10 protein-coding genes and 1 tRNA gene are annotated in these 10,816 nt (G+C 63.0%); 3 read left to right on the forward strand and 8 right to left on the reverse strand.

Annotated features, from left to right (window positions below):
- Positions 1 to 68: 68 nt before the first annotated feature.
- Positions 69 to 1,421, reverse strand: a complete 1,353-nt coding sequence (locus tag NWI01_RS13210; protein ID WP_141384281.1) for an RsmB/NOP family class I SAM-dependent RNA methyltransferase — start codon at positions 1,419 to 1,421, stop codon at positions 69 to 71.
- A gap of 188 nt (positions 1,422 to 1,609) precedes the next feature.
- Here NWI01_RS13210 and NWI01_RS13215 point away from each other — a divergent pair, with 188 nt between their 5' ends.
- On the forward strand, positions 1,610 to 1,825 hold the full coding sequence (locus NWI01_RS13215) for a DUF1674 domain-containing protein (protein WP_141384282.1): 216 nt from the start codon (positions 1,610 to 1,612) through the stop codon (positions 1,823 to 1,825).
- Between the two features lie 176 nt (positions 1,826 to 2,001).
- Positions 2,002 to 2,577, forward strand: coding sequence for a thermonuclease family protein (locus NWI01_RS13220; protein WP_141384283.1), 576 nt, complete (start codon positions 2,002 to 2,004; stop codon positions 2,575 to 2,577).
- A 34-nt stretch (positions 2,578 to 2,611) separates the two neighbouring features.
- Here the strand turns inward: NWI01_RS13220 and pyrE are convergent, their stop codons facing one another.
- The 4 genes from pyrE to NWI01_RS13240 form a co-directional block, all read right to left on the reverse strand.
- Positions 2,612 to 3,175: an orotate phosphoribosyltransferase gene (gene pyrE, locus NWI01_RS13225; protein ID WP_141384284.1), complete on the reverse strand. Its 564-nt coding sequence runs from the start codon at positions 3,173 to 3,175 to the stop codon at positions 2,612 to 2,614.
- 175 nt (positions 3,176 to 3,350) lie between these two features.
- Entirely contained in the window at positions 3,351 to 3,869 is a 519-nt protein-coding gene (locus tag NWI01_RS13230) for a L,D-transpeptidase (protein WP_141384285.1), read from the reverse strand.
- 156 nt (positions 3,870 to 4,025) lie between these two features.
- Positions 4,026 to 5,657, reverse strand: a complete 1,632-nt coding sequence (locus NWI01_RS13235; protein WP_141384286.1) for a lysine--tRNA ligase — start codon at positions 5,655 to 5,657, stop codon at positions 4,026 to 4,028.
- Positions 5,658 to 5,761: 104 nt separating this feature from the next.
- Complete coding sequence (locus NWI01_RS13240; protein ID WP_141384296.1) at positions 5,762 to 6,682, reverse strand: transporter substrate-binding domain-containing protein; 921 nt, start codon at positions 6,680 to 6,682, stop codon at positions 5,762 to 5,764.
- Between the two features lie 77 nt (positions 6,683 to 6,759).
- On the opposite strand from NWI01_RS13240, the gene NWI01_RS13245 reads away from it, so the two are divergent.
- Positions 6,760 to 8,799: a glycosyltransferase gene (locus tag NWI01_RS13245; protein WP_244613755.1), complete on the forward strand. Its 2,040-nt coding sequence runs from the start codon at positions 6,760 to 6,762 to the stop codon at positions 8,797 to 8,799.
- Positions 8,800 to 8,899: 100 nt separating this feature from the next.
- Here NWI01_RS13245 and NWI01_RS13250 read toward each other — a convergent pair whose 3' ends face one another.
- The 3 genes from NWI01_RS13250 to NWI01_RS13260 form a co-directional block, all read right to left on the reverse strand.
- Positions 8,900 to 9,493 (reverse strand): SCO family protein, encoded by a 594-nt coding sequence (locus tag NWI01_RS13250; protein ID WP_141384287.1) that lies wholly within the window; start codon positions 9,491 to 9,493, stop codon positions 8,900 to 8,902.
- Positions 9,494 to 9,932: 439 nt separating this feature from the next.
- Complete coding sequence (locus NWI01_RS13255; RefSeq protein ID WP_141384288.1) at positions 9,933 to 10,394, reverse strand: hypothetical protein; 462 nt, start codon at positions 10,392 to 10,394, stop codon at positions 9,933 to 9,935.
- A gap of 249 nt (positions 10,395 to 10,643) precedes the next feature.
- Positions 10,644 to 10,717: transfer RNA gene (locus tag NWI01_RS13260), tRNA-Gly, on the reverse strand.
- Positions 10,718 to 10,816 lie beyond the last annotated feature (99 nt).

Here is a 10,816-nt window from a genome sequence, read left to right on the forward strand (position 1 = left end):
TTTTAATCCGGAAAGGCCGGCAACGCACCATCTTGAAATGCCGCGAATCTCCGCTTCCGCCGTGCGAATCAGGATCTGGTCAATCGCGCCGCGTAGAAGCCGTCTAATCCGCCGAGCGTGGGATCATCATGCGCAAGATGGCAGGGCAGCGTGCGCAGATCGCCCGCAGGCGTCACGATATCCGCAAGCCCCGCCACTTCGTCCACGCCGACCGGCACGCGCCGGATCCCCGTGTCGGACGCAAGCAGCGCGGCAACGACCTGTTCACCTTCCTCCGGTTCCAGCGAACAGGTGCAGTAGACCAGCGTTCCGCCGGGCCTGAGCAGCGTGATCGCCCTGTTGAGAAGCCTTTGCTGCAAGGCCGTCAGCGCCGCGATATCGGAATCCTGCTTGAGCCAGGCCACGTCCGGATGACGGCGGATGGTGCCGGTCGCGGAACAAGGCGCGTCGACGAGCACGCCGTCGAAACCGTGGCCTGCGGCGTCATCCTGCCATTCGATGGCGTCGGCCACGAGCGATCGCGCCTCCAGCGACAGACGGCCGAGATTTTCGCGCAGCCGCGCCACCCGGTTCGGCGACCGATCGATCGCGGTCACCTCCGCGCCGGCCTGCGCGAGCTGGGCGGTCTTGCCGCCGGGCGCCGCGCAGAGGTCGATAACGCGTCGTCCCTTGATGTCGCCGAACAGGCGCGCGGGCAGCGCGGCGGCGGCGTCCTGGACCCACCACTGCCCCTCGGAAAATCCCGGCAGCATCGTCACCGAGCCTTGCAACGAGGTGCGAACGGTCCCGGTCGGCAAGGTTTCGCCGTGCAGCCGCGTCGCCCAGTGAGCCGCGTTCGCTTTGACGGTGAGATCGAGGGCCGGCTCGTGGCTAAGCGCGGCGGCAATCGCTTTCGCCGCGCTCTCGCCGTAGTGTCCGCTCCAGCGCGCCATCAGCCATGACGGCGTATCGAGCGACTCCGAGCGGACCTCATCGATCAGGGACTGGCCTTCGCGCGCGCAACGGCGCAACACCGCGTTGACCAGTCCGGCATATTTCGCCGCGCGGCGATCGGATTGCACCAGCCGCACCGCCAGATCGACCGCGGCATGATCCGGAACGTCCATCCACAGAATCTGCGCCGCCCCGATCAAAAGCGCGCTCTGCGCGCGCGGCGCATCGGTCGGAATGCCGCGATCGAGCAGCCGCGACAGCAAATGGCCGAGGGTTCCGAGCCGGCGCAGGATCGTCGCCACCAGGCGCCGCATCAAGGCGCGGTCGCGGTCGGCAAGCGCTTTCAGGCCGGGATGCGCGGTCGGGCCTTCGAGCTGTTCATCGAGAGTGCGCCGCTTATGCAGGACGCCGTCGAGGATATCCGCTGCGATGCGCCGGGCCGCGAGGCCCGGAACCTCGGTCGGCGGCGCGAATCTGGTGGACGGCATGAGGCAGGCACATCGCTTAAGGGAAACAGGGGCGGTGGACGCATTTGCTGTACGCCCGCCGCGGCAGATTCGTGGCATGCGAATATGCCAAATATAAGAATCGTCACCGTCTTCGCGCTTTTCGCGTCATGATCTGTGGAGATGATCTTTCATGCGATACGTTCGTCGCGCCGATCGAAGGAGGTGACATGACCAGTGAACCTTCCGCGTCATCGCGGACCGGAGAGACCCGCTCCCGCAAGCAGCTTTCTCCGGAGGCCCGGCGCGCGCTCGCCGAAGCGGAAGCTCGCCGCGCCGCGCAGACCGATGCCTCAGCGCCGCCCCAAGAGGTTCAGGGGCCGGAAGGTCCCGAACCGACCCGGTTCGGCGACTGGGAACGCGGCGGCATCGCATCGGATTTCTGACACGTTTCCGGCGAAGCGGATGACCCGTTCGCCGCGGGAAAACGCGACCGGATAGTAATCTCCAGAGCATGGTCCGATTCAACTTGAACGTATCATGCCCTGAGCGGCGGGCTTTTCGCTCCGAGCGCGGCTTGCGCGGGCTTGCCGGACGGCGCGACTCGCTCTATTCTAGGAATATGTACCCATACAGCAGAATAAATACATGGTCCGGGCCTCGCTGGCGCAACCTGTTGTCGCCGGTTCTGCCGTGGATTTTTATCGTGGGCGTGGCGGCCGGAACCATGCTCCCGATCCGGAGCTGGATCGTCGGACCTCAGGCCGTCACCCCCCGGACGCCCACGGAGACACGGGCGATCTGGGCTCGCGCCGCCGATGCGGCGGGGCGGCACCAGGTCGAGGTGATCAGGACGATCGACGGCGATACCTTCGAGGCGCTGGTGCATTTATGGCCCGGCCTCGACATGACGACGCGCGTGCGGCTGCGCGGCATCGACACGGCGGAAATGAAAGCCTCGTGCGCCGAAGAATTTCGGCTGGCGAAAGCCGCCAGCGCCCGGTTGCGCGATCTGCTCGGCGAGGGCGGCGTCACCATCGCCAATATCGGCCCCGACAAATATCAGGGGCGTGTGGTCGCGGATGCCGCGACGGCGCGAACGCCTGATGTCTCGGCGGCGATGCTGGCGAGCGGCCACGCCCGCGTCTATCACGGCGGTCGTCGCCAAAGCTGGTGCAACGGCGCGGGCCGCCGGTGATTATCGGGCCGAGGGCTTTTCAATAAAAAGAGGCTTACGAAGCCAGAAACTCTTCCGCCTTGAACAGCGAATCGAATTCAATGTTCTTGTCTTTATAGAGAACAGCCGCTCCCTCGCCCCTGTCGACGATCGAGAGAACCATCACGACTTCCGCGCCCTCGGCCTGCGCGGCCGAGACCGCGATCATGGCGGACCCGCCGCTTGTCGTGACATCCTCCAGGATAACGACCCTCTTGCCGCGAAGGTCATCGACGGGGAGCCCCTCGATGAGTTTCCTGGTTCCGTGCTTCTTGACGTCCTTGCGAACGAAGAAGCCGGGAAGCGGTTCATTCCTGACGTGGCTGAGAAGGCTGACGGTCGAAATCAGCGGCACCGCTCCCATCTCCAACCCGCCGATGTAGTCGATGCCCTTGCCGGAAAGCCGCGCCAGAATGAGTTCGGACAGGACATGGGCCCCTTCAGGAGACAGCATGGTCGGCTTCATGTCGAAGTAGAACGTGCTGGTTTTGCCGGAAGCCAGTTTGATGTCGCCGCGGCCGAATGATCTGGTCTTGATAATCTCGAAAGCCCTTTGGCGGACTTTTATGTCTTCAGGCATGGCTTTCGGGCTCGGTCGATGTGAATTGAAGCTGTCGTGCCGGATGGAGGGTCGCCGGTCTATACGCTCAACCGGTCGCCATGACAACGAACCAGACGATTCCTGTGGTGCAGCGTTTCGGGAAGCGGGCGCAGGTCGCGGATCGGCGAGTCCTGGTCGCTGTGAAGCGATCCGATCAGCGTTGCGTCACCACCACGGGCGTGCCGACCGACACTCGCCGATAGAGATCGTCGATGTCGTCATTATACATGCGGATGCAGCCATAGGACACGAAGCGGCCGATCGACCCCGGCCGGTTGGTGCCGTGAATGGCGTATTGCCCGCCGCCGGAGAGAGTCATCGCCGCGACGCCCATCGGATTCGCCGGCGAACCGCCCGCGATCACGTCCGCAATTCTTGGATTGTCGCGTTTGACTTCCGCCGGCGGCGCCCATGCCGGGTTGCGATACTTCCCCTCGATGCGCGCGGCGCCGCTCCATTGCTTGCCGGCCCTGCCGACGCCAACGGGATATCGCAGAGCGCGGTCCGAATCGATGATCAGATACAGCCGGCGCTCGCTGGTTTTCACGACGATGGTGCCGGGCGCATAGCCGCCCTGATAGCCGACCATATCAGGCCGCGCTTCGGCCGCTGCGATCCCGAGCAAGCCCGCTCCCCAAATGGCGGCCAGCACCGCCGCAGCCCGCGTCAACATTCTTTGCTCCAAATCCGCTTCAAAACACGTCCTGCTTCAAATCTGTTCGCATCAAATGAACAATTGGAAAACGACTTCCCCTCTTGATCGAGGATGATCTTATCCGAAAACCGTTCCACGTTGCGCGGGCGCGGTCCTTCGCGTCGGGATCATGCTCTAACCCGCCCGCGCCAATGCGCCGTCGATCATCGCGATGGCGTTCTGCAAGCCGTAGACAGCGACGAAGGAGCCGAAGCGCGGTCCCTTCTCCTGACCGAGCAGCACCTGATAGAGCATGTTGAACCAATCGAGCGAGACTCCGGGCCGTCCGTCCTTCGCGAGCTTCTTGTGATTGAGGAAGGGTTCGCGGCGACCGATCTCGTAGACCGTGTTCTGGATGTCTTCAGCCGAAGCGTTCGCGGCCAGTTGCGACAGCGCTTCGCGCAGATCCTGCAAGGCGTCGCGCTCGCTCGCGGTCGGCTCGCGGAATGTTTTCGTCGGCGCCACGAAGTCGCGGTAGTAGTTGATGGCATAGCCGACCAGCGCATCGAGCTTCGGATGGGTCTGCGGCGTGACGCCCGGCCGGTAGCGGCCGATGAAGCCCCACAGCGTTTCGGCATTCTCCGCGTTAGAGGAAGAGACCAGCGTCAGCAGCAACTGGAACGTGACCGGCATATCGGCCGCGGGCGGACGGCCGGCATGAATGTGCCAGACCGGGTTGGCGAGCTGCTGCCTCGCATCCTGACGCGGATAACCTTCGAGGAACTGCTGGTAATCGTCGACGTTGCGCGGGATCACATCAAAATACAGCCGCTTCGCCGCCTTCGGTTCGCGGTACATGAACAGCGACAATGATTCCGGCGAGGCATAGCGCAGCCACTCATCGATGGTCAGGCCATTGCCCTTCGACTTGGAAATCTTCTGGCCCTTGTCGTCGAGGAACAGTTCGTAGTTGAAGCCTTCCGGCGGCGTGCCGCCGAGCGCCGAACAGATTTTGCCGGACAGCTTGACGGAATCGATCAGGTCCTTGCCGGCCATCTCATAATCGACGCCGAGCGCGGTCCAGCGCATCGCCCAGTCCGGCTTCCATTGCAGTTTGCAGTGCCCGCCGGTGACGGGCACGGTGACGCGCTCGCCGGTCTCGGGATCGTCGTAGGAGACTGTGCCGGCTTTCGCGTCATGCGCCGAGATCGGCACCTGCAGCACGATGCCGGTGCGCGGGCAGATAGGCAGGAACGGCGAGTAGCTCGCCGCGCGTTCCTCGCGCAGCGACGGCAGCATGATCGCCATCACCCTGTCGATGTTCTCGAGCACCTTCAGAAGCGTCGCGTCGAAGCGGCCAGAGGTGTAATAGGCGGTCGAACTGGCGAACTCGTAATCGAACCCGAAAGTGTCGAGAAAAGCGCGCAGCCGGGCGTTGTTATGCTCGCCAAAGCTCGGATGGGTGCCGAAGGGATCCGCTACCTTTGTCAGCGGCTTGCCGAGATCCCGCGTCAGCAGCTCCTTGTTGGGCACATTGTCCGGCACCTTGCGCAGGCCGTCCATGTCGTCGGAGAACGCGAGCAGCCGCGTCTTGATCCTGTCTTCGGTCAGCACCCGGAACGCATGACGCACCATGGTGGTGCGCGCGACCTCGCCGAAGGTGCCGATATGCGGCAGGCCGGAGGGGCCGTAGCCGGTCTCGAACAGCACCTCGTCCTTCGGCGTTTTCTTCAGCCGCGCGACGATCTGCTTCGCCTGCTCGAATGGCCACGCATTGGATTGCTCGGCGAGCGCACGCAGATCGCTCGCGGACATCAGGTCTGACATTATTTTCTCCATGGCGTGCGGCATCATCCGGCGCGCCACCCGTATCTCTTTTGATTAAGCATGATCTTATCCGAAAACCGATTCCCACTTTTCGGGATCATGCTTTAAAACGGACTGACGGAAAAATACCGCAGCCACAGATCGGTATAGCGGCCTTTCTCCCAGATTCGGAAGAGCGCCCAGTTCAGCGCCTGGCGCAGCACGTCATTGCCCCTTTTCACGGCAATGCCGATGCCTTCGCCGAAATAGCGGCTTTCAATAAAGGGGCCACCGCTGAACGCGCAGCAGCTTTCCGAATCAGTGCCGTTGATCCAGAACGCCAATGAAATCGCGTCACCGAAAATGAGGTCCACCTCGTTCTGCCGCAGCGCCTGCCGCAGCGTCTCCTCGTTCGGATAGCCGTGAAGTTCGGCGTCGGTAAAGAAAACCTTGAGATAGGCTTCGTGCGCGGACCCCGCGATGACGCCGACCTTCTTGCCTTCCAGATATTCCGGGCGCACCTCGGCCATGGCGGCGTCGCGCCGCGACACGAACCGGGCCGGCGTCCGATAATAGGGATCAGTGAAATCGATACGTTTGCGTAACTCGGGGGTGACCGCGAGGGAGGCGATGATGGCGTCGCCGCGGTTACTCGACAGCGCGTCCACCAGCGTCTCGAACCGCCGCATCTGAATCGTGCAGGTGACCTTGATCTCCTCGCACAAGGTGCGCGCCAGATCGACATTGAAGCCGGCCGGATTGCCGTCGGGACCGGTATAGTTGAAGGGTGGATAGTCGGTCTCCGTCAAAAACCGGATCACGGTGAGGCGGGACAAATCAGGGCGGTCGGGACGGTGTCGCGGATCCCAGAAGCCCGGCACGGCCTGCGGCGCGGCGGTCGTGGTTTCCACCGTGGTCTGAGCACGCGCGCGGTCAAGCGCGGCTCCAGCGCCCAGCATCCAGCCGGCGGCCAGCAGACACCCTAGCGTTGCCGCGCCGCGGCGAATCAATCTCTCGTTGGCGGAAACGGTAATCTGTGGTTGCATGGACAAGGGCTTTTCGGACGGAGGGTTTATAGACCATCCGGAACGGGACGCGAGTATCGTTTGCGTGGGGACGTGGCTTGGCGGGGCGGAATCGCGTGGGGAATGGCGGGCGGGCCGACGCACTCTGCCGTGCTGCGCCTGAGAGGCCGCCGCGCCCTCCCGGCTTCGATGGCATCCCCGCCTCCAGCAACGACAATTGGCTGGACGACCCCGAACCCGGTCCCGCGATCGAACTGGACTGCCTGCGGCATATTCTTGCTCCGGCGCTGCTGAGGGCCGCCGAAGCGCGCGGCCGGGAGGTGGATACCGGCGCGGATCAGGTGCTGATCCGCTCGGGCGTCATTGGTGAGGAAGCTTATCTGCAAGCGCTTTCCTTTCAGACCGATCTTGCGATCGAGACATTCGCCGAGGTTTCCCGCTCCGATTGCCCCCTGCCCGATCGTTACCTGTCCAGCGCCGCGCAACACGGGCTGCTTCCGCTGCGCCAGCGTGGAAAACTGGTCTGGATCGTCGCGCCACGCGGCTTCACGGCGCGGCGGCTCTGCCGAATGGTCGCCGCCTACCCATCCTTATGCGATCGGATCTTGCTGGCATCGAGACGAAACCTCCATCAGTTTCTGCTGCGGCAGGAGGCTGGCGATGTGCTCGGCCGGACCGCCGCCAATGCGCTTCCCCGGCGATTTCCCGCTTTGTCCGCCGCGCCCGTTGCCGACGACGACACTTCCCGCGGACTTCGCACCATGCGGCGTCTCGCTCAGACCGCCCTCCTCAGCGCCGTGATGACACTGACGCCGACAATTGTTGCCCCCGACATCTGGAGCAGCGTGCTGGCGCTGTGGTTTCTCGCGTTCATCGGCTTGCGGCTCGCAGCCAGCCTGATGCCGCCGCGCCCGGTCCGGCGTCCGCCCCGCATTCCCGATCATGGTTTGCCGGTCTACACGGTGATTGCGGCGCTTTATCGCGAAGCCTCATCGGTCGCCTCGCTGTTAAAGGCGATCGAAGCCCTGGACTACCCGCGCGAAAAGCTCGACGTCATCATCGTGATCGAGCTTGACGATCTCGAAACCCGCGCCGCTCTGGCGAGGCTTGGGCCGATGCCGCATGTCCAGGTCCTGCTCGCGCCGGCGGAAGGGCCGCGCACCAAACCTAAAGCCCTGAACTGCGCGCTGCCGTTCGCGCGCGGCAGCTTCACCGCCGTCTTCGATGCCGAAGACTGTCCTGAGCCCGGCCAGTTGCGCGCCGCGCTCGATGCCTTCCGCACGCAAGGAGCCGATGTCGCCTGCGCGCAGGCCAGCCTTTGCATCGAGAATCAGTCTGACAGTTGGTTATCGCGGATGTTCGCCGCTGAATATGCCGGACAATTCGACGTCTTCCTTCCCGGACTCGCATCCTTCGGCGTGCCGCTGCCACTCGGCGGATCGTCGAACCACTTCCGCACCGCGGTCCTTCGCGAGGTGGGCGGCTGGGATGCGTATAACGTCACCGAGGATGCCGACCTCGGCTTTCGGCTGGCGCGCTTCGGCTATCGATCGACCACCTTCGCGTCGACGACTCTCGAGGAGGCGCCCGCGCGTTTCGGCGGGTGGCTGCGCCAGCGCTCGCGCTGGATGAAGGGCTGGATGCAGACCTGGAGCGTGCATATGCGCCGGCCACGGCAGCTATGGAAGGACGCGGGCGCGAAGGGATTCTTGACGCTGAACGCCATCATCGGGGGCAACGTGTTGACTGCTTTGACCTTTCCTGTCCTCGTCATCGATATGGCGTGGCGTTCGCTGGAAGGCGCCGGCGGCGGCGGATTTTCCGCGGTCACGCCGCTGCATCTGACGACGATCGCCGCCGGGTTTGCCTCCACCATCGTGGTGGGCCTGATGGGCCTCGCCCGGCGAGGGCAATTGAGGCAGGGCTGGATCCTGGCGTTGACGCCGATTTATTGGGCTTGTCTTTCGATCGCGGCCTGGCGCGCGCTGTATCAACTGCTGAGCGAACCGTACAGATGGGAAAAGACCGAACACGGTCTTTCCTCGCAAATCCGATCAGCCGCCGCTTCCCAGACGCTCGAGCGGGATGAAGAGACGTGTGGTGCGGTTTTCCGCCCGCATTCCGCTCTCAAATATTAGAGCGCTTTCAAGTGAAGCGGATCGTTCATGATTCTCGTTCGGTTCGATCCGAAATCATAGTGATCCAATCCCACGACGTGACCGCACGACAGCGGCAGCGCTACAGATAGCGCTTCAGATCGGCGGCGGCGGCTTCAGCCGGGCGTTTGAGATCGAACGACGAGACGAAGCGGCCGTCGCGATCCATCAGATAGATCAGCGCCGTATGATCCATCGAATAGCCGCCATCCTTCAGCGGGATTTTTTTTGCGTAGACCCGAAATACGGACAGGGCTTTCTCGACAGCGGCCGGATCGCCGGTCAGGCCTTTCAGGCGCGGGTCGAAGCTGGAAAGATAGCTTTTCATCGTGTCCTGGGTATCGCGCTCAGGATCGACGGTGATGAAGTAGGCGTTGACGCGGTCGGCGTCCGGACCCATCGCCCGCAACACCTCCGACATCTCGAACAGCGAGGTCGGGCAGACGTCGGGACAATGAGTATAGCCGAAGAAGACGATCGTCGGACGACCGGCCATGTCCTTTTCGGTAACAGTCTGGCCGGTCTGGTCGGTCAGTTTGAAGGGACCGCCGATCGACGCCGCCGGGGGCGTGCTGGCGAGTCCGCCGAGCAGCCACATCACCACCGTGAGACCGACGACAAGGCTGCCGGCGAAGGCCGCAAACAGGATCAGCGGACGGGCGAATCTATTAGACATCGGGTATCGTATCCTCGGTGTCGCGGTTCCGAAGGTCGCATGCTTTTGCAGCAACCCCCCGGAACTTGCGGAACGGGCTTATCTCGATCGAGCATGACCTTATCCAAAACTGTCTCCCGCTTTTCGGGATCATGCTCTGGAGGGTTTCGCTTCTGACTGACCCAGAAGCGAGGCTCCGGATTGTTGTTTGACGCGTTTCTCCACGCGATTTGGATTCCATCCTCGGGTCAAGCCCGAGGACATGCTTCGCTCGAAGACGCCATGGAGCAGGCGACGAGACCGGACTCGTGCGTCTCGACGATCACAGCGGTTCGGCCGTGCCCACAGCGTCCTGCCAGCAGCGTGGGGTTCAAATAAGGCCAGTCCCGCCCTTAAGGCAAGCGCAACCCGGCGCGATCACGTTGTGATGATTTGGCGTGTGATGAATGGCGATGCGCAGTCAGCGCGCCGATGACGCCTGCGCGTCAAGGTAGCACGGGCGGTACATGTCAGCGAGTTGGCGGCCCCGCAGGAAGATCATGCGCTTTGTCAGGCCGCCGCGCTGTTTGATCCAGCGCTGCACCGCGGAAGGGTACATCGAATAGAGCATATGGGTCGCTTCGGAGTTGATCACTGTGCGGCCGTTTGATCCGAGATCCCAGGCGGCATGAAACCCAAGAGCCGCGTGGGATGTCACGCAAATCTTGTCGTGCGGGACCGTCCCCAGAACGATGGTGCAAGCCGATGCGCACAGACCGTCGATGATGACGGACTGGCCGGAACTGCGAACGGCCTCGAATTTATCGATATAGGTTCCGATCCGGCCGCCCCGATCCTCACCGATCCGGACCACGGCGAAACTCGCGGCAACGTGCCCCAACACGAACACGGCTGCGAGCAATCCGGTCACGATCCTCGTCATCTGCCCCGATATCAATTCTTCGAACCCGCTAGATCACAATGATTCTGAACCGAATTGATCCAGAATCATGAACATGATCGATTCCAGTAAGGCCTTATGCGATGCCACGGCCCGCAGCCTCCGGCGGTCCGGACGTTTTGTCCAGACCGTCACGCGCTCTCAAATCAGATTCAAATCCAGTGTTGCCGACACGCTGCACTTTCAGAAAAGTGGAACGGATGAGCACTTCTTTTCCGCGAGCGGCGGTGCTGGAGCGGGCGAAGGGAATCGAACCCTCGTATGCAGCTTGGGAAGCTGCCGTTCTACCATTGAACTACGCCCGCTTATCGGCTTGCCGTCCCTGATGTAGCCGAAGGCGGCCGCTCCGCCAAGATGGTCGAGCACACGAAGCGCTTCATGAAGCGGTGAAGCAATCTAGGTCA

Source organism: Nitrobacter winogradskyi (assembly GCF_006539545.1).
Lineage (GTDB): Bacteria > Pseudomonadota > Alphaproteobacteria > Rhizobiales > Xanthobacteraceae > Nitrobacter > Nitrobacter winogradskyi_A.

What these genes read in the sequence shown, in the direction of transcription:
- NWI01_RS13210 (WP_141384281.1), bottom strand. Translation starts at nt 1,421, where the DNA reads ATGCCGTCCACCAGATTCGCGCCGCCGACCGAGGTTCCGGGCCTCGCG.
- NWI01_RS13215 (WP_141384282.1), top strand. Translation starts at nt 1,610, where the DNA reads ATGACCAGTGAACCTTCCGCGTCATCGCGGACCGGAGAGACCCGCTCC.
- NWI01_RS13220 (WP_141384283.1), top strand. Translation starts at nt 2,002, where the DNA reads ATGTACCCATACAGCAGAATAAATACATGGTCCGGGCCTCGCTGGCGC.
- pyrE (WP_141384284.1), bottom strand. Translation starts at nt 3,175, where the DNA reads ATGCCTGAAGACATAAAAGTCCGCCAAAGGGCTTTCGAGATTATCAAG.
- NWI01_RS13230 (WP_141384285.1), bottom strand. Translation starts at nt 3,869, where the DNA reads ATGTTGACGCGGGCTGCGGCGGTGCTGGCCGCCATTTGGGGAGCGGGC.
- NWI01_RS13235 (WP_141384286.1), bottom strand. Translation starts at nt 5,657, where the DNA reads ATGTCAGACCTGATGTCCGCGAGCGATCTGCGTGCGCTCGCCGAGCAA.
- NWI01_RS13240 (WP_141384296.1), bottom strand. Translation starts at nt 6,682, where the DNA reads ATGCAACCACAGATTACCGTTTCCGCCAACGAGAGATTGATTCGCCGC.
- NWI01_RS13250 (WP_141384287.1), bottom strand. Translation starts at nt 9,493, where the DNA reads ATGTCTAATAGATTCGCCCGTCCGCTGATCCTGTTTGCGGCCTTCGCC.
- NWI01_RS13255 (WP_141384288.1), bottom strand. Translation starts at nt 10,394, where the DNA reads ATGACGAGGATCGTGACCGGATTGCTCGCAGCCGTGTTCGTGTTGGGG.